At 56.7% G+C, this 17,499-nt stretch carries 22 protein-coding genes and 1 pseudogene; 11 read left to right on the plus strand and 12 right to left on the minus strand.

Features of this window, described 5'->3' with window-relative positions; translation table 11 throughout:
* Positions 1–37: 37 nt before the first annotated feature.
* Complete coding sequence (locus C4J89_RS09870) at positions 38–292, minus strand: helix-turn-helix domain-containing protein (RefSeq protein ID WP_093432220.1); 255 nt, start codon at positions 290–292, stop codon at positions 38–40.
* Positions 293–461: 169 nt separating this feature from the next.
* Between C4J89_RS09870 and C4J89_RS09875 the strand changes: the two genes are divergently transcribed.
* The 3 genes from C4J89_RS09875 to C4J89_RS09885 all read left to right on the plus strand — a co-directional run bounded on the left by C4J89_RS09875 (position 462) and on the right by C4J89_RS09885 (position 2,271).
* Positions 462–734: a LasR-specific antiactivator QslA gene (locus C4J89_RS09875; protein ID WP_124403699.1), complete on the plus strand. Its 273-nt coding sequence runs from the start codon at positions 462–464 to the stop codon at positions 732–734.
* 248 nt (positions 735–982) lie between these two features.
* Positions 983–1,552, plus strand: a complete 570-nt coding sequence (locus C4J89_RS09880; RefSeq protein ID WP_124403700.1) for a hypothetical protein — start codon at positions 983–985, stop codon at positions 1,550–1,552.
* Positions 1,546–2,271, plus strand: coding sequence for a hypothetical protein (locus C4J89_RS09885; protein WP_124403701.1), 726 nt, complete (start codon positions 1,546–1,548; stop codon positions 2,269–2,271). Before C4J89_RS09880 ends, C4J89_RS09885 begins: the two co-directional genes overlap by 7 nt.
* Before the next feature lie 200 nt (positions 2,272–2,471).
* On the opposite strand, the gene C4J89_RS09890 is transcribed toward C4J89_RS09885, so the two are convergent.
* Genes C4J89_RS09890 through C4J89_RS09930 form a run of 9 tightly spaced genes read right to left on the minus strand, consistent with a single transcriptional unit; the run spans position 2,472 to position 9,939 of the window.
* The gene (locus tag C4J89_RS09890; protein WP_124403702.1) at positions 2,472–5,225 is read right to left on the minus strand and encodes a conjugative transfer ATPase; all 2,754 of its coding nucleotides are present in this window, start codon (positions 5,223–5,225) and stop codon (positions 2,472–2,474) included.
* Positions 5,225–5,641: a TIGR03751 family conjugal transfer lipoprotein gene (locus C4J89_RS09895; RefSeq protein ID WP_124403703.1), complete on the minus strand. Its 417-nt coding sequence runs from the start codon at positions 5,639–5,641 to the stop codon at positions 5,225–5,227. The genes C4J89_RS09890 and C4J89_RS09895 overlap by 1 nt, the downstream gene beginning before the upstream one ends.
* Positions 5,604–7,121 (minus strand): TIGR03752 family integrating conjugative element protein, encoded by a 1,518-nt coding sequence (locus tag C4J89_RS09900; RefSeq protein ID WP_124403704.1) that lies wholly within the window; start codon positions 7,119–7,121, stop codon positions 5,604–5,606. Before C4J89_RS09900 ends, C4J89_RS09895 begins: the two co-directional genes overlap by 38 nt.
* Entirely contained in the window at positions 7,111–7,923 is an 813-nt protein-coding gene (locus C4J89_RS09905; RefSeq protein ID WP_124362172.1) for a TIGR03749 family integrating conjugative element protein, read from the minus strand. Before C4J89_RS09905 ends, C4J89_RS09900 begins: the two co-directional genes overlap by 11 nt.
* Positions 7,920–8,561 (minus strand): PFL_4703 family integrating conjugative element protein, encoded by a 642-nt coding sequence (locus C4J89_RS09910; RefSeq protein WP_124362173.1) that lies wholly within the window; start codon positions 8,559–8,561, stop codon positions 7,920–7,922. Before C4J89_RS09910 ends, C4J89_RS09905 begins: the two co-directional genes overlap by 4 nt.
* Positions 8,558–8,971: a TIGR03750 family conjugal transfer protein gene (locus tag C4J89_RS09915; RefSeq protein ID WP_124362174.1), complete on the minus strand. Its 414-nt coding sequence runs from the start codon at positions 8,969–8,971 to the stop codon at positions 8,558–8,560. The genes C4J89_RS09910 and C4J89_RS09915 overlap by 4 nt, the downstream gene beginning before the upstream one ends.
* A 7-nt stretch (positions 8,972–8,978) precedes the next feature.
* Positions 8,979–9,350, minus strand: coding sequence for a TIGR03745 family integrating conjugative element membrane protein (locus C4J89_RS09920; protein WP_124362175.1), 372 nt, complete (start codon positions 9,348–9,350; stop codon positions 8,979–8,981).
* 17 nt (positions 9,351–9,367) lie between these two features.
* Positions 9,368–9,607 carry a TIGR03758 family integrating conjugative element protein gene (locus C4J89_RS09925; protein ID WP_124362176.1) on the minus strand — a complete coding sequence of 80 codons (240 nt, stop codon included), beginning with the start codon at positions 9,605–9,607 and terminating at the stop codon, positions 9,368–9,370.
* On the minus strand, positions 9,604–9,939 hold the full coding sequence (locus C4J89_RS09930) for an RAQPRD family integrative conjugative element protein (protein ID WP_124365133.1): 336 nt from the start codon (positions 9,937–9,939) through the stop codon (positions 9,604–9,606). Before C4J89_RS09930 ends, C4J89_RS09925 begins: the two co-directional genes overlap by 4 nt.
* 329 nt (positions 9,940–10,268) lie before the next feature.
* Between C4J89_RS09930 and C4J89_RS09935 the strand changes: the two genes are divergently transcribed.
* From C4J89_RS09935 to C4J89_RS09950, 4 genes and pseudogenes are all read left to right on the plus strand, one after another.
* Positions 10,269–10,487: a hypothetical protein gene (locus C4J89_RS09935; RefSeq protein ID WP_124403705.1), complete on the plus strand. Its 219-nt coding sequence runs from the start codon at positions 10,269–10,271 to the stop codon at positions 10,485–10,487.
* 244 nt (positions 10,488–10,731) lie between these two features.
* A complete protein-coding gene (locus C4J89_RS09940) occupies positions 10,732–11,061 on the plus strand; it encodes a hypothetical protein (protein WP_124362178.1) in 330 nt (109 codons plus the stop codon).
* 107 nt (positions 11,062–11,168) lie between these two features.
* Positions 11,169–11,809: pseudogene (locus C4J89_RS09945) on the plus strand (transposase); the annotation flags it as partial.
* A gap of 14 nt (positions 11,810–11,823) precedes the next feature.
* On the plus strand, positions 11,824–12,768 hold the full coding sequence (locus C4J89_RS09950; RefSeq protein WP_256657463.1) for an MFS transporter: 945 nt from the start codon (positions 11,824–11,826) through the stop codon (positions 12,766–12,768).
* On the opposite strand, the gene C4J89_RS09955 is transcribed toward C4J89_RS09950, so the two are convergent.
* A complete protein-coding gene (locus C4J89_RS09955; protein ID WP_124403706.1) occupies positions 12,681–13,592 on the minus strand; it encodes a LysR family transcriptional regulator in 912 nt (303 codons plus the stop codon). The two genes, C4J89_RS09950 and C4J89_RS09955, sit on opposite strands and share 88 nt — an antisense overlap.
* A 143-nt stretch (positions 13,593–13,735) precedes the next feature.
* On the opposite strand from C4J89_RS09955, the gene C4J89_RS09960 reads away from it, so the two are divergent.
* From C4J89_RS09960 to C4J89_RS09970, 3 genes are read left to right on the plus strand one after another with little or no spacing between them, the layout of a single operon-like run.
* Positions 13,736–15,133 carry an amidohydrolase family protein gene (locus C4J89_RS09960; RefSeq protein ID WP_124403707.1) on the plus strand — a complete coding sequence of 466 codons (1,398 nt, stop codon included), beginning with the start codon at positions 13,736–13,738 and terminating at the stop codon, positions 15,131–15,133.
* An 11-nt stretch (positions 15,134–15,144) separates the two neighbouring features.
* On the plus strand, positions 15,145–15,618 hold the full coding sequence (locus tag C4J89_RS09965; RefSeq protein WP_124362181.1) for a DMT family transporter: 474 nt from the start codon (positions 15,145–15,147) through the stop codon (positions 15,616–15,618).
* Positions 15,619–15,657: 39 nt separating this feature from the next.
* Entirely contained in the window at positions 15,658–16,473 is an 816-nt protein-coding gene (locus tag C4J89_RS09970; protein ID WP_256657465.1) for an SMP-30/gluconolactonase/LRE family protein, read from the plus strand.
* Between the two features lie 413 nt (positions 16,474–16,886).
* Here C4J89_RS09970 and C4J89_RS09975 read toward each other — a convergent pair whose 3' ends face one another.
* Entirely contained in the window at positions 16,887–17,075 is a 189-nt protein-coding gene (locus tag C4J89_RS09975; protein WP_124403708.1) for a hypothetical protein, read from the minus strand.
* Between C4J89_RS09975 and C4J89_RS26895 the strand changes: the two genes are divergently transcribed.
* Positions 17,074–17,337 (plus strand): hypothetical protein, encoded by a 264-nt coding sequence (locus C4J89_RS26895; RefSeq protein WP_164484523.1) that lies wholly within the window; start codon positions 17,074–17,076, stop codon positions 17,335–17,337. The two genes, C4J89_RS09975 and C4J89_RS26895, sit on opposite strands and share 2 nt — an antisense overlap.
* The last annotated feature ends 162 nt before the right edge of the window (positions 17,338–17,499 follow it).

The following is a 17,499-nucleotide window of genomic DNA, read 5'->3' on the forward strand; positions in this document are numbered from 1 at the left end:
GAAGGCGGATGTATCGGGTTTGTGAGACGTGAGACTATTATTTGACGTGAAGGGAGCTGCGCAGGATATCGGGTTCCACAAGTAACTGATCTGCGGTAATTTCGAAAATATTGGCGAGTTTGCACAGGACCAACAGCGACGGATTGCCCGTGCATCGTTCGATTTGACTGACGTAGGTGCGATCCACCTCGGCCATGAGCGCGAGCTGCTCTTGGGTAAGGTTTTTTACGCGTCGCATCCAGCGGATGTTTTCCGCCAGCTGCAGACGAAGCTGTTCGTAGTCTTGAGTCATGCGCGCAAATTGCGCCTTGAGGGACTCTCAATCCACGGGATATAGTCTACATTGGTATTGATCTAGGCCATTTGAGGCTTATGCCTGTTATCGAGCGTTCATTTGGTGTCGTTAAGATTTCGAGGCTGGGTCCAGCGTCTAACAATAAAATCAGACATCTAGGGTGTGTATGGACGAAAACTACATTTCAATTCCCGCGGCGGATGGTTGCCCAAGTCTTCTGACACCTTGGGGTAGCGAATTTTCGCCGATGATCGAGCTTGGTGTGCAATGTGCCCAGGCTTGGCTTGAGGCAACGACCGATACTCCTTTGTGGTGGGAACTGGTTCAAACCCGCAAGACCTTTCCTGTCGGTGACTGCCAAGATGCTTTTGAAGCAGGATTCTTGTTGAGGATTCAGCAGCGGCTTCAGCGCGGTACACGGATACCTGTATCGACTTGACCACCCGTTTGCATTTAGCCTGGCCTATCGCATTGGCACAGTCCAGCAGGTTGCGGTCCTAAATTACTTTTGGTTTTTAGGTGCGGCGTTTTGTCCCGATGTTTGCTCTGCGACTCGCGCTGCCCTCGACGAAAGCGAGCGGGCATCAGGTTGCGCAAGGAGTCCAGATATGTGGCAGCAACCCACCGATCTCTCTCATTCTCCGCGTCGGTAACAGCACCAGCATATCTTCAAGAGGGCACATCACTATGGCAAACAAACTCGATCTGCATCACGAAATGAAAAAGATGCTACGCGTAAAGACTGCCATTCTACGTCGCTCACCAGGTGATTCCCTCGCAGACATCGTCGCTTCTGATCGTGAAGCGTTCTCGGGCATTCGTGTGTTGTTCGCGAGCGATGAGGGAGGGGTTCCATTGCAAGCTTTGGGCCGGTCAGATAATCCAAATGTGCCCGTGGTTCCTCTATTTGCTGGAAAGGGCATTTTTGCGTTTTCCGATGCAATCGAGAGGCAGATGAGGAGCGGTAGTGCGCCTTTGGAGTTTCCCTTTTTCTCACTACTCGATACAAACTTTCTTACTGAGTTACCTGGTTTTTTTCGTCATGAAGATTCGAGTCACCGCGAAAAGGTGCGGGCGACCTTGCAGTTCATTGAAGATCAAGGCGGGCGTGGTTTTGATTGGATGTTTGCGGCACTGGAAAACCTACGTGAGGTTGTAAAACCTAATAACCCTTGGCCGTACCAGAAAGTTGCGGCGGCAAAGATGTTTGATGCCATGATGCATATCCCCGAAGTTAGGGGAAGGGAAGGGTGCTGAACGGGCATGCCGAACAGATTCAGGACTACATACCGGCAGCTGAGGAAATGTGGGATGCATTCTTGACCAATCGGGAGGTATGGGCCTGTATCCAGCGGCGAGATATGATGCAGTCGATAATTTTACGCGCGATGCTAGAGTGCTGGAGTGGCCAAAGCGTAGATGATGGTATTCGCTGCTTGGTGGATTTTTGTCTTGATAATTTTGACGTCATACCCCTAAAGGAACTTTACTTCGGATGGAAGGCCCTGAGCGGATTCGCTGATAAGCAGAATAGAATGCCTATCTTTGACGAGCCAGCATTGCGGAACCCGAACGGAGATTCGAATAATAGGATTTCCGCGCTTGCGTGGGACCTTTATATGTTTCGACATTGCGAAACGCTTATGACAGAAAAGAAGGGTAATCAATTCATGATTCCTGTTGTAACTACGCTTGATGATGGTTTGTTAAAAGCCATTAAGAGCTGTCCACTGAGGGCGCTTTTGATTCATGATGAGGCTCGAAAAGTAGAAGCTATATTTGATGATGAGATGGAATTTTCCACTTGTCTAGATCGCGCGCTTTCGGATAAAACAAAGGTGCGAATAAATGACCCAGTACGTATGGCCAGACCGAAGCGTATTTCGAAGCATGATTTGAGTTATCTGATAAACAGCTTGGAATCAGAAGTGAAGAAGGCTGCTAAAGCAAGGTCACAACCAGGGTCGCATCATTAATCATAGAAAGTGGTGTTGCATTTTGCGGATATAAAAAATATTTGAAGTGGCCCCGCGCGGGCGATGGCCAGCAACAGACCGCCCGGTTAAGTGTGGAATACGAATGCAATCAACTGTTCAGTTGCCGTGCAAACGTCTGGTCAGTTGCGATGCAATTTCATAGTTCACTCTCTGGAAGAGCAATGCCTGAATAGCTATTCCTATGTTGATTCTATTCCTCGCGCTCTATCGATCCGTTCAGCTACCCGGTAAGCCGCTTCCAACTCTGAGCAAACGTTCTCCTGCATCAGTGTCCAGCGCTCGGCTTTTTCCTCGGGCTCCGTCATGGCCAGGGCGAGATAGAGGCTGGGTGGCACGGCCCGAAACAGCGTTTCGAGCTTCTTCGATAGCACGACCCCCTCAGTGTATTTACCCGGCTCCTTACTGGCGGAGAGCAGCAAGGCTTTCTGTGCCGGCGTGAGTTTCTTGAACCGTGCGATCTCTTCGATTTCCGCGGGCGGCATGTTCAAACAAATCCACCATTCGATCATGTTGAGCATGGTCTGCGCGGCAGCGGGAAAGTCGGCAAGGTTTTGCGTCGCCAGCCAGAACCAAGCGCCGAGCTTGCGCCACATCTTCGTCCCCTTGACCACGAATGGCGCCAGCAGCGGGTTTTTGGTGATGATATGGCCTTCGTCGGTGACCATGATGATCGGCCTCCCCAGGTACTGGTCGCGTTCGGCGAGGTTGTTCACGGTGTTCATCAGGCTGAAGTAGCTGATGGACATCTGTGCCTCGTAGCCTTCGCGAGCGTAAGTGGCCAGATCGACAATGGTCACATCGCTCTCAGGCCAAGGCGTCCCCTCGCGATCGAACAGTTCACCCTCGAAGCCCTGGCAAAACAGGTCGATGGACTCGCCCATTTCCTGGGCACGCTCACGACGTTTCTCCGGCAAGTGCGGGTCAGCGGCGACGCGCAGCAAGGCATTGCGCACGTCGCGGGTCAGCACCTGGCGATCCGCAGCGACACAGGTATGCGCCGCATCCAAGATGCACTCGCGAATCAGACTGCGATCGGCCCGGCTCAGGCGCGCTTCTTCCTTGGCCTCACCGCCGGTGATCATCAGCCGGGCGGTGATTTCCAGTTCGCCGAGGACATCGCGCTGGTCTTCGCGATTGGTTACCACCTCATCGTCCAGCTCATCGATCGACAGACTCGCCACCTGATCCGGCTGCTCGACCAGGCGCCAAGCATCGGCAAAGGGGGCGAGACTGACCGAAGCGCCAGGTTTCAATTGGACCTTATTGACCGAGAGGCCCTGTGTCGCGAAGTAGTCACCCTGCAAACCGAATGAGTTACCGGCCTCGACGATAAACAGGCGAGGGCGGTACACCGCCATGACCTGCATCAGCAGGGTGACCAGGGTGGCCGACTTGCCGGCACCGGTGGGGCCGAACAACAGTAGATGGCCGTTCATGGCCCGGTCTAGACGTGACAACGGATCAAAACTCAACGGCGAGCCACCACGATTGAACAGGGTGATGCCCGGGTGGCCGGTGCCGGTACTGCGGCCCCACACCGGAACCAGGTTAGCCAGGTGCTGGGCAAACATCAGGCGGGTGTACCAGTTTCGCGTGTCGCGGGCCGGGTTGTAAGCCATCGGCAACCAACGCAGGTAACTGTTGCAGGCGGCGACTTCATCGCCTTCGCGTACCGGCTGTAGGCCCGCACCCAGTAGTGTGTTAGCCAGGCTGACCGAACGCTGGTGCAATTGCTGCTCATTGTGACCGCGCGCGTAGAACGCCAGGGTGCCGCGGTACAGCTTGTGCTGGCGACCGATGATCGCGCGAGCCTCTTCAACATCTTGGCGGGTCTGGGTCGAGGCCAGGTTTTCACCGATGGCTTTGCGCGCCAGGCGGTTCAACTGGTCCTCGAGCACATCCTGGGGTTTGACCACCAGGGTCAGGCTCATCACCGTACCTTCGGGTAACTGGTCGAACAGTGCATTCACCGCGTCTCCCTTGCGGATTTCGCCAGTGAGTTGACCAATCAATGGCGCCCGGCGCAGCTTGTCCACCACCATGACCCGGTGGGGCTGACCATCAAAAAACCAGAGTCCCTGCTGCACGTCCGAACGCGGTTCGTTGAAGAACAGGCGTTCGGCAAAGTCATGATCGAAGGGCAGTTCCAGCGACTCGCTCTCGCCAGACTCCGGATAGGCCACACGGCGGTAGAAATCTTCGGGCGATTCGTCTGTGAGCTTGGGGGCTGGATTGAACCAGGGCAACAACCAGGCATACAAACCTCGGCCATCGACGCGCGTCGATTGCACCCCGCACGCCTGCAACGAAACAGCGACACGTTCGCAAGTTTGTCGCAGCGATTGCACTGGCTTGAGTCCCGCTTCCTCACCGTCAGACTCAAGCCAGCGATAGATCACCAATCGCACCCGACGGTTGTTTCCTCGCCAGGGCAGGCGCGTGACTGCCTTGTCCTCGAACAGGCCGCCAGGCTTGGAGATGGCTTTCAGATGTCGGCGAATGAGTTCCAGGTACGCTTCGGTGAAAACCGTGCCTCGGGCGCTGTCATGAATATAGTCGGTGAGCCGGGTGAGGTAGGGGGTGAAGTCGTTGTCGTCCTGGCAGAAAAACTGCGCCACCCAAGGTGCTTGGTCCAGCTCGTCAAAGCTATCCTGCAGGGCATCCTCAAGGGCATCGCGGGCTGCCGTTAGCCAATCGGGTTCACGCCCTTCGGTGCCGATGGGCAGTAACTCGAACACCGCACCCACAGAGCGATTGTCATCTAGTAGAAAACACTGCTCGGTTTCGAGGTATTCGACCCACGGCAGGTGATCGGCGAAGCTGGGATTGTGCGCATAGAGCGCAGCTTCATCGGCCAGTGTCGCGCGGGGGCGCGATGGGTTGCGCCAGTCTTTCCATGCAGACGTGCGGTCGCCCGTATCGTCGCTACACATTACAGATCTTCCTGACGTTCACCCGGCAGTGCGTACTGCACCCGCTGGTAGAATGGAAAGACGGTCGAGTACCCCGGCACTGGTGCCTGCTCGGTACCACTCAGATGCGGATACACGTACATCACCAAATCAGGATTGGGCAGGCGAGGGAACAGGTTGCGAATTTCATTCGCTGCTGTACGCGTATACGGTTCCTGGAGCGCAGTGGAGAGATCTGTTTGAGCCAACGGGCGACGCAACTGTCGCCGAGCATCCAACAGTTGCTGTTGAATACCCTGTGAGCCGGCGCCGTTCCAGATATCCAGCATGGTTTGCTCGCCATGGGGCAAAAGTGTGTCCTTGTCGGTGGAACACCCCGTCAGGACCCCGCAGATCAAGCTAATCCAGGTTAGGCAGAGAAGCATGGTCTTTTTCATGGCGAACACTCCGGCCCTTGGGCTCGTAGTCGATGGTGATCTCATGGTCGAGGTGAAGGGCGACTTCTGCTGCCGGTGGTACGTACACGGCAGCAAAGGCTTCGCCATACAGTTTGTTGACCCACTCTCGAATGTCGCTGGCCCCACTACTGAGAATTGAGGTCAGTGCGCTATTACCACTGTTGTTAGTGACCCCGAAGGCACTGCCGCCCGAACTGATGACGCTGCTGTTGTTCTGTTCATTCCCGAGCAGGGCGGCGACGCCAGCACCGGCGGCAGTGATCAGAGTCTGACTGCCCAAGTACTGCTGAGCATTCGAGCGACGCTCGCCGGCAATGCAAGGAATGCCATACGGATCGGAGAGGTAACCGAGTCCACCGCGGATCTTGTCGGTATTTGAGCTCTGGGTGGTGGAGGCATTGCGGCTGGAGACCGTCTTTGGCTGAGGCACCGTGCGGATGGTGCCATCCGTAAACACAAAGGTGATCGACTCGACCTGTCCGCGTACGCAAGACAAGGTCCAGTCACCGGAGGCTGTGCCGCTCATCACGGCCCCTGCGACGTCCGGCAGGTCGATGCCGTTGGCCGTTAGGTTCTCGGGGCCGACCAGCACCTTGAAGGGATAGGGATCATTCACGGTGCCGTCCACAGGGACTCGGCCGATCAGCGCGGTCATGGCGACCGAGCCCATCAATGTCGCATTTTCGGGAATGGTGTAGACCGGCTGCGCACCTTCGGTACGATCACCGGATCGCGTCAGGTCACGCTCACCCTTGGTGACCTCGCGTAACTGCTTTTGGCTGCGGTTGATGGCATTGTCCTTCAAGCCCTCGAGCGAGTTGAAGGCATTAGGCAGACTCGGTGCGGAAGAGGTCTTGGTTTTACCTCGGGCTTCGGTGGAGGGAGCATCCGAGGGTTCAATCCACTGCAGCGCATCGTTGGCAGTATGCCGCCCTTCGAACTGGTCCCCATCGCCCGGTTCAAGACCCAGTCCGATCGGCATATCCTTGCCTTTGCCGGTCAGCCCCGACAACTGTTCCTGCAATTGCGTCAGCAGACCGCTAGCCTGACGACTGTCTTGTTCCGCTTTGATGCGTGCTTCATTGGCTTGCCGGCGGCCTTCGTCTACCTGCTGGGTCACACTGCCAAGTGCCGTCTGAATACGCGAGTCGACGCTGTTTTCCCGCTCGCGCAGGCGGTTGTTCTCCGTCTGCAGCGAATCGTTGTGTTTCTTCAAACCTAGCATGTCGCTGCGCATGGCCTTCACTTGGCCTACCAAGGTGGCGACCGTGTCGCGTGGGGTATCGCCCGCAATGCCGAGCGACTTGGCTTGCTCGGCAGATAATTGAATATCGCCCTGATGAACTGGGTGCTCTGGAGACGGCTTGCTGCCTCCCGCGACCCAGCTTTTCATGATGATCAGTACCACGGCCAGCAGCGCAGCCGGTACCAGCCATTTGAGCAAGGCGTTAGCCTTCATCGTCAGCACCCCGCGCAACGGGCGGAAGCATCAGGGCGTGTTCGAGGCCGGCACCGCGAGTGATGAGGTAGGCAATCGTGGTGTCTTCCGCGCTGCCGACCGGCCCGAGGAAAGCATGCTGGAAGGTCGCGGCGAACAGCTTTGCCTGCAGTCCACGTGGATCTAGTTGCACCGTAGCTGTACCTCGATTGCGCAACTTCACGGTCGTCACCCAATAGTCACCAAGCCGCCAGGCGGCGATAGGTGTGCTGGAAACGTTTTCGCTCGGCAGCAGGGTCGGCAGTTCGGTGCGCAGCTTGAGCGGGACGCGGCGTACACCGGGCAGGGACTCCACGGTGCGCAGCGGCGCGTACAGGCTTTGCGCGGCGTAGCGCGTCAACGCGTCCGGGATCGGTGTACGTTCGGGAACGGGGACGGTGCTCGATTCAGACTCGATAGCTTGCATCGGAGCATTCTTGAGAATACGCACGGGCTCCAGGGGTTGATCGCCAGGCGTGGCCGCGATATCCAAGAGGATGATCTCGCCCGTCTTAACCGATTGCAGCTGCAGTCGTGTCGGTGCAATGGCTTCCGACGCGCGCAGGTACAGCGTGCCTCCGGTTGATTGCACGCGCAGTTTATCCTTCAGAGCGGAAGGCACGCCGACACGAACAGCTTCATCGATAAAGACCACTCGTTCCTGATTGATCACCAGTGGGACCGCGAGCGGTAGGCGTTCCCAGTGCATCAGTTCGATGGCCTGCGCGGCTGCGCCCGATAGCATCAGTGTGAGGCTGAGTCCCAGGGTAGAAATCCGCTTCATGGTTCACCTCCAGGCGGGGAGATTTTTTGCGGCGTGCCCTGATAGCAATCCAGTGCAAGGCCCCACTTATTGCGTTCGGGGTCCAGATCGAACCGCACCACCCGTAACGGATAACGCACGACCACCCGTTTCACCGGTTCGGCGGCGTAATACTCATCAGCGTTGAGGTCGAGTGTGACCAACCAGCTGTCGCGATCAAGTTGCTTGACCCGCAGTTCCGGATCTTCACTGTAGCCTCGGCCTAGAATTTCGTAGACGCCACGCACCCGTTGACGCAGTTCGCCTGCGGCCTTGCGATACTCGTAGTCGCCATCGAGGAAGGCCTTGCAGGCGGGTGTCAGGTAGGACTGCAAGCCATAGATCGCGCGGCGATAATCCTGTTCGCCATCCGAGGGCCAGCGGTTGAGTTGGCCAAAGATGTACAGGGCAAAGGCATACACATTCTCTGGGGGAACATCCCACCACTTGCGCGTGCTGCCCGCGCGCAGATCAGGGGGGACATGCACGGTCAGATCGGTTGGTGCTGAGCGCCAGCCATACCATAGTCCGGCGCTGAGCAGGGCGAGCGTCACTATCGCCAGACGTAGGCTGAAGATATGGGCCTGTTGGGCATCGACCTTGTTTCGAAATCGACTCATGGCTGCCACCGAGACAGGGCAGGGCGCAGTCGACGCGAACGGCGAACTGTCCAGGCACCGGAGTGGAGAATCAAACTTCCACGCCCCAGGCGCCAACGGCTGGCGAGTATCCATTCGAGCTTGCGGTACAACCAGGTCTCCGGTCGAGCCCGTTTGGCCCGACGCAGTAGCGTGCCCCCAACCAACAACACCACTGTCATGCCTGCGATCATGCTGGTCGGCGCCATGGCAATCGAGGCGGTGGCGATTGCCAGAGGAACGCCCACCAGCAGGCCAATGACGGCGCCGGTGCCTAGGGCCACCCACATTTCATCATTGGTTAAACCGCGCAATACGGCGGGATCACGATTGAGTCGCTCCGGCAGAAAGACCAAAGTGCCGTCGGCAAGGCGTTCGATAGTGTCGTTCATGCCAACCTCAGAGAATCGCGGAAGCTTTGGTGAGGAACCAGATGATGATCACCACCAACAGGGCGCCGATACCAACTACCGCGCCGAGGTCTTTCCAGGTCTTGCGCTGGTTTTGGACGTCGGCAAATACGGTCAGGGAATGCCAAGCCACGCCGAGAAACGCGAGCAGGGCAATCAGCAGACCTAGTAGAATGCCGGCGTCGTAGGCGTAGTTTTTGATCGTCTCGATCAATCCCGAACCTTCGCCTCGGGAAGGCGCCTCCATGGTCGGTAGCTCGGCAAAGGCTAGGCCTGGCCCAAGGACCAGCAGCAGACCGATCAGGCGTTGGCTTGCACGATCACGCAGGTTGTTTTTAAGGGGGACAAGGCACTTGAGCATGATGGCGATCTCCGGTGTTAGGACAGGGTGAAGAACATCAAAATCAGCAAGGTAAGCAGTACGCGCGCAGCGTTTCCGCCGAAGGCTCCAAAACGCACATTGCCGGTGGCCCAACCTCGGTAAGCGGTCCACATCACCCAGGCACACCACAGCAACGCCAGGACCATAACCATGGAAATCCAAAGCGCCGAACTGCTCTGTGCCGAGAAGCCGGAAGCGTTTTGAAAGGCGGCGGTCTGAGCGTCAGTCATGCTCATGGCGAAGGCTCCGCAGACGGGGTATCAAGTCGGTAATCACCGACCATTTCACGGGGATCGCGAGGTTGAGCGCGGGAGGGGGAGAGATAGTCCTGCACACCCTGGCGGATGCGCTGGATGTCTCGAGTTAGGTGGGGATAGTCGAAGCGATAACGCTCGGTTGATTCATCCTGGCTGGCTGTCTGGGCTCTTGTCGCAAGATGTTCGATAGCGTCGAGTTGCTGCAAAATCAGACTCAACTGCTCCTGTTCATGAGCAGATGCGGCATAGCTGCCACTATTGAACGTGGTCAGTACGAGCAGGCAGCAGATTCGGCAAAATACAGTTGGCATGTGCATAGCCCATTTGGTTATGGGGCTAGCATCCAACTGACGAATAGGGCTCAGCAGTAAAAAATACGAAGTGCGCGACGTCATTTTATTTCGATACCGGCGCTGACGATGTAGCGAGCTTGTTCCCTGTGTCGAGGTTATGTCGCGGAGAAAGGAAGTGAATTGGAGCGCAAATACGAGCTCGATTTATGAGGGCTTACTGAGGTCGTGCAAATGAGTCGTTAAGTCAGTGCAAATACCTCCAGGTGTCAGCGGGTCTGGGAGAAATAGCTCCAGCCAACGGTGTGTTTAACTAGTCTTCCAATACCACTTACTCAAGGATGATCCCCATGTCAGATAACTCTGAAGCCAACATAGCCACAGCGGACGCTCTCACACTGCTCCTGCACAACCAGCACGCCCTAGCAGCCGCCCTTGAAGAGGTGACCAAATGGATCTCAGAGAATGGAGTGGAAAGTGTCGCCGTTAACGCAATCGGGACCATGGAAACGCTCGACCAAAATGCCCGAGCCATCACTGATGCGATTATGCGGCTACGTCAGTTATAGGCATCCTCTAACGCCCGCTACACGCTTGCAAGTACCGAAGTGATTCTGTTGAATTAACCTGTAACCTGTCGCTTTATTCGTTGGATCTGATCATTTGAGATGTGGGGAGTCCGATGCGAATTGACCAGCCTTGTTCCCCACCGGAGAGTAGTGTTCAGGAAACATTCCGGTAGCTGGAAACTGCCTCGCCAAGATTAGCTGTTAGAATTACACCGGTTTAGTGATCAGGCGCTTGAGAACCAGCATGAACAAAAAATTGACCGAAGAAGAGATGCGCCAAGCATTGTTCGGCAACGCTGAAATAGCTGCGCCGATGAGCACCGTTCCCGTGGAAAAAATCCAGCCGGACTTCGTTGCCGCACCCGTATCAAAAATGGCGAAAAAGAAAGCCCCCAAAGCCTTTACCCCAAGGCTTCGGGTAACTCTTCGTGTGAGCAATGAGTTTGAAGGAAAGACGCTTGAGATCGCCCATGAAGCCGATACTCTCAGTACGTTGCTGGCAGAGCAGGAAGCCACCAAAGCAGCCAGAAAAAAATTCCGGTATGTAGAAGTGGCGTCGGTCCAGTCGATGTAAACCATATTTCCGAGTATGCGGTAAGTCAGTCTGCTTCTGGCCCAGAGTGTGTAAAAACGCCTTCGCGAACACTCGCTATGATTTCAGAATTCATCGCAAGGATCGCCATGACTTTTATCCAAGGGGAATATCGAGGCCAAGGCACGTTACTTCCCGAAAGCCTTGACGATTACGTCAGCGATACAAATCCGGTGCGCATAGCCGACGCCTTCGTCGATGAACTCGACGTGGCCAGTCTGGGTTTTGACGGTGCTATTCCTGTTGATACAGGCCGGCCTGGTTACTACCTCGCAATCCTGCTGAAGATCTATATCCACGGTTATCTCAACCGCATCCAGTCGAGCCGACGTTTGGAACGAGGAGCCCAGCGCAACGTCGAGCTGATGTGGCTGCCCTGGCGTTTGATGCCAGATTTCAAAACCATCGCTAACTTCCGGAACGACAACAGCAAGGCCATCCAAGGCGTCTGTCGCCAGTTCGTTGTGCTGTGTCAGCAGTTGGGACTGTTCGGAGAAAATTTGATCGCCATCGATGGCGGTAAATTCAAAGCAGTCAACAACCGCGACCGCAATTTTACCAGCGCCAAGCTGAAGCGGCGAATAGAAGAAATTGAATCGAGTATCAATCGTTAGCTGGCGGCACTCGACTCTGCCGACCAGCAAGAACCCACAGCTTCCGAGCCCAGCGCCGTGCGGCTGGAAGAGAAAATCGCCAAGCTTAAATGCAAATGAAGGAGCTTCAAGCGATGGCAGCGCGTGGGCGTTGTACGCCAGTACGATATTGATAGGCACTGGGGTCGCCCTGGGCAACGTGCTGCTGCCCGGCCTGATCAAACGCGACTTCCCGACAAAAATGGCGTCCATGACCGGCCCTTATTCCATAACGATGGGCGCAGCGGGCGCTGTCGGTTCAGCCGTAATAGTGCCGCTGACCCAATCATGGGGATGGCCGATGGCCCTGAGTTTGTTGGTCGCAGCCCCATTATTGGCGCTGGTGGTGTGGCTGCCGCAGTTGAAAAAACACGGACACGTAAATCTGTCCGGTCCGAAACAAGCGCCAACCGTGGCCGTCTGGCGTTCGCCGCTGGCATGGCAGGTCACACTCTTCATGGGACTGAACGCGATGCCTTTTTATGTCGCCGTCGGCTGGCTGCTGACGATTCTGATAGACCATGGCATATCCCCGGAGCCAGCAGCCACCGTACACGGCACGCTTCAACTGACCACGGCCATTCCCGGCCTGATTCTAACGGCCACGCTTCGCCGTCTCAAAGACCAGAAACTGGCAGCCGCTACCGTCAGCCTGTTAACCGCCTCATCCCTGATCGGGCTCATTTACGCGCCAGACTACGCCATGTTGTGGGCCGCGTTCCTGGGCTTGGGCTCTGGTGCCATCATGATGCTCGGTCTGACCTTCATCGGCTTGCGCACAAAAAATGCCGGTGACACGGCGGCACTTTCAGGAATGGCGCAGTGCGTCGGCTACCTGATGGCAGCTGCAGGCCCCTTGCTGCTGGGCCAACTGCACGATTGGACCGGTGGCTGGACAGCACCGCTGCTGATCACAGCCGCAATCTCCGTAGCCGGCGCATTCACTGGCATGCTGGCCGGGCGCAACGTTCAACTTGAACATGCTGAATCATCGTCGCGAACAAGCCCGGCAATCCAGTCAGCGAATGCACTCACGGCTGGCGAAAGAAAGCGCTGATGAGGGTATAGCAGGTGCACAGGAACCGATGCAGGCTGCCAGTCAGCAAGCACTTCGACCAGCCGCCCTTCTCGCAGATGCTCGCTGACCACGTTCTCGGCGAGCTGCACCAACCCAAAACCTTCAAGGCACATTTTGATGTAGAGCCCAGTCTCGTTGACGGCCGCTGTGCCGTTGACCGGGACTGAGACCTTTTCAGTGCCACGGGCAAAGCGCATTTCACCTGCTTGCCTTGCGCGGCCTGATAAGTAATGAATGGATCGATGGTGAGACAAATCTTGCGGGGTTTGCGGAGTACCGTTCTCTTCGAGATAGGCGGCAGACGCACAGGTCACCCAGCGAAACCGTCCGAGTGGGCGCGCAACGAGCGTTGAGTCATCGAGCTCGCCTGTACGAATGACGCAATCGACACCCTCCTGAATCAGATCAACCTGCCGGTCATTGACGCCTATCATCAGATAGATATCCGGGTAGCGCCGGTAAAAGTCTTGCAGATTTGGCATGACGATGAAGTGTGCAATGCCACCCGGCATATCGACACGCAAACGCCCCTGTGGCCGTTTTACGGAATCCGTCAGGCTGTTCTCTGTGTGTTCGATCAGCTCCAATATTTCCCTGCATTGCGCCAGATATTGAGCGCCCTCAGGCGTCAGGCTGACTCGCCGCGTTGTTCTGTTCAGCAGGCGCACCTGCAAGTACTTCTCAAGATTTTTAACGCTGCTGGTAACTGTCGAGGCCGGCAGAGAGAGCGTCTGCGCCGCCTGGATAAAGCTTCCTGCTTCAGCCACACGGACGAAAACCTGCATCGCTTGAATACGGTCCATGACTGTTAGCAGCCTCAAAGCAGTGATCGGGAAAGGTCTTATTATTCGTAGAAATTGAATAACTAAAACAGTTTTACACCTTTTTCCCGCAGTATCGCCTTGCGTACATTGCTTCCAACGAAATTTGAAGAGGTGTACAGAAAATGGCTGAATATAACCGCAGCATCGTGCAAGGCCCAGCCGCTCCGGCCGGCCGCACACTTATCCGTGGCGCCACTGTGCTGAGCATGGATGGCGATATCGGCAATCTGGCGCGCGGCGATATCCTTATCGAAGGCAGCACCATCACGGCCATTGGTGAAAACCTCGAGGCAGGCGATGCTGTTGTTATCGAAGCATCCGGCATGATCGCCATGCCGGGCATGGTCGATACGCACCGTCACTCCTGGGAAGGGCAACTGCGTCGAATCAATCCAAATGCCGAAACCCTTGAAGACTACTGCAACGCCACGCACTTCTCGTTCGCTAAATACTATCGCCCGGCTGACATGTATATCGGCAACCTGCTGACTGCATTGGGCTGCATCGATGCCGGCATCACCACCGTGGTCGATAACTCGCACAACAGCCGTACCGGCGCGCATTCTGACGCCGCAGTCGAGGCATTGCTCGATGCTGGTATCCGCTCTGTACACGCCTCCGGTGCGCCAGTTTCCGGTGAGTGGGACAAAGCCCACTGGCCCGGCAACCTGGAGCGCCTGCAGGAAAAATACGTCAAGAACGGCGACAACCCACTGCTCTCGCTGGCGGTGATGGCGCAGCTGGAGCTTGAGCTGTGGGCTGAAGCCCGGCGTCTGGGGCTGCCGATCATTACCGAATTTTTCGGTGGGGACATGGCAGCTGAGCTGGAGGGTTTGCATCGCGAGGGTCTGCTGCGCCCCGATAACATCTTCAACCACTGCACCTCGCTGCCGGACGCCGGCTGGAAAATCCTTCGCGAGGCTGGCGTGCGGGTCAACGTATGCCCGCGTTCAGATGCCCACTACGGCATTGAAGATGGAATGTTCGCCATGCAGTCGGCCCAGCGTCACGGCATCAGTCCGGGGCTGAGTGTCGATAACGAAACCTCCTACAGCGGTGACATGTTCATGGAGATGCGGGTGGCGTTCTACCTGCAGCGCGTCATGGGCATGCACCAGCAGCGCTGCTGCGGCGCAGAACATCATCCGGTGACCCTACCTGCTCATGGCCTACTGAAAGCCGCCACTCTCGACGGCGCTACCTGTGCCGGATTGCAGGACAAAGTCGGCAGCCTGGCCCCCGGCAAACAGGCCGACCTGATCCTTATAAACGCGCAGGACATCAACCTTTACCCGTCAGGCAACGCATTCGGCACCGTTGTACACGCGGCCGAACGCAGTAATGTCGATACCGTCATTATTGGCGGGCGCATCGTCAAGCAGGGCGGCAAGGTGCTGGGCGTGGACAGCGAAAGGCTGCGTGCGGCGATCGACGAATCCCGTGAGCATCTGTTTGCTGCTGCAGGCTATCAGCCGGATATGTTTGCCGAGAAATTCCTGCCGCTTGAGTCAGCCAAGTAAGGAGGCGTGAGATGAACGCAGCCTACTACCTGCTGGCCGTCTGCGCAGGGCTTGGCATCACCCTGCAGACCACGCTGAATGGCCAACTCGCTAAAGGCGTGGGTGGAGATTCGGTCGCGGCGGCGCTGTTCTCTTTTACTGCCGGTGCGTTATGCCTGAGTATCTTTTCATTGATGCGCGGCGGGATAGTGGTCTCACTGGCGGCTATACCTGCCCAGCCCTGGTGGAGCCTGCTGGGCGGTCTGCTGGGTGCCGGCGCGTTGCTTAGTTATGTGGTGCTTGCGCCAAAAATCGGTCTGTCAGCCCTGCTGGGCCTCGCTATCGCCGGGCAGATTATTTCGTCACTGGTTATCGATCACTTCGGCTTGATGGGGGCATTGGAAAGGCCGGTGTCTCTCGTCAAGTTGGCCGGGGCAATGGTGATGCTCGCAGGCCTGGCCATCGCTCTGTTCGGTGACAGGTGGTTAGCGCTTTTCTCCAACTGACTGCCTTGTTTATCCCATCCTGTTTCGTAGGACGCAACCATGTTTAAAGCCCTAACCGACACGACCAGTCTTCTTGGCGAGTGTCCTGTCTGGTGTGAAAGAACCGAACGCCTGTTCTCGACCGACATCCCCGGCCGCGAGTTGCGTGCTCTGGACCCCGAAAACGGCGAAGTGCAGCGATGGTCCCTGCCAGAGCCGCTAGGGTCATTTGCCCTCACGGCAGACGAAGACATATTGCTGATGGGACTGGCATCCTGCTTGGGCTACTACAACCTGAGCTCCGGTCGTTTCAGCAAAGTCACAGCCACCCCTGGCGTGGCAGGAACCCGGATCAATGATGGCCGCTGCGACCGTATGGGAAACTTCGTATTCAGCACGATGGACACCGGCGAGCCGGTGCAAACCATAGGCAGATTTCACCGGCTCAATGCCGCGACGCTCGAGACAGAAACGCTGGACCTTCCCGAAGTGGCGATCCCGAACAGCATCTGTTTTAGCCCGGACGGTTTCACCATGTATTACGCGGACTCCCTGCAAGGATGCATTTTCTGCTGCGATTACCCATCGCTAGAAAACCAGCGTGTATTCACTACAGTCAACGGTCAGGGTGCTCCAGACGGTTCTTGTATTGATGCGCATGGTTTTCTCTGGAGTGCGGAATGGGGCGGTAGCAGAGTCGTGCGTTACGCGGCAGACGGCAAAGTTGACAGCGTGATCGGCTCCCCGTGTATTCAGACCACTTGCCCGGTCTTAGCGGGACCTGGTTATGAAACGCTTTACTGCACCAGCGCAAGGATAGGGCTGGATAAGCCGGCAGATTTCGATGGCACGCTGATAAAGCCGAAGCCGTTTTAGCTGCCGGATTGCCTGAAGAGCGATTTGCAGGACGACTGCACTGAATAGTGGGTTCTAGCCTGTCGCGCCGTTCTGAATGCCAATTGGTAGACGCGTATGAATGACCGCTTCTGGCCGAGGCTGTGTAAAAACGTTTTTGAGCGCGCCATGTGCCCAAAACCGGACTGAAAATCGCGTTTCTACGCAAAATCCACATCTTCAGACGTGCCGATAAATTTCAGATTTAACGTAGACGCGCACACTTCAATTTTGGCGAAGCGTTTTTACACACTCTGGGCCGAAAGCTGCCTTTCCTGACCGGCAGAAATCGGCGAGCAGCGGCCGTAATTCTCCTATAGTCAGAGAGCCCCCGTTGCCCAAACGCCTCACGTGCGAACTCCAAAAAGCTGCTCAGCTTTGGGGGCAGTCTTTGGTCAGGGGCGTAGAGCATATGCGTCCTTCACTGTCTCGATGCCGAAGGCGAAGCCCTCGGCCCGGTCGGCGGCGTGCAACGTATCGGCCACGGTGCTCGCTTGGGCAATACTGTTCAGCAACTTAAGGGCTCGGACATGCACCGCTTGCGGGAAGTCCAACGCCACGAAGGGGTCGATCACGCTGTTCATGCCCATTTCCAGCATTGAAGCTCGCGGGCTGCTCGACCGCAAGGTCGTATTGTTCTGCCTGGATCAACAGCCAGCCACCCGGCTCGTTGCGCCCGTCGGTGATCGGTCCTTGCAGCAACAAGCCACCCGGCAGGATCACGCGCAAGGCGTTCGCTTCATTCGGGCCCTGCAGGTAACGGTCGAACTCGTGCGAAACCGTCCGGTACCGACATTACGCACGCGGGCGTTCAATTCCAGCATGGTGAGGTCCTTCGACGGCTGACCCAAGTACAGTGACAGCACGGTGGCGGTCGCCAGGCCTTCATAGGCGTATGACATGGGGCAGCGTCCGACGCATTGACCAGAAAGTTAGCGTGGCAGACCAGCACCGGGAGAGTGGTTGCCGCCAGCGCAAAAAAAGGCCCCCACGCCTGAGTCAGGTGTT

It is taken from the genome of Pseudomonas sp. R4-35-07 (assembly GCF_003852235.1).
In the GTDB taxonomy this organism is placed as follows: Bacteria; Pseudomonadota; Gammaproteobacteria; order Pseudomonadales; family Pseudomonadaceae; genus Aquipseudomonas.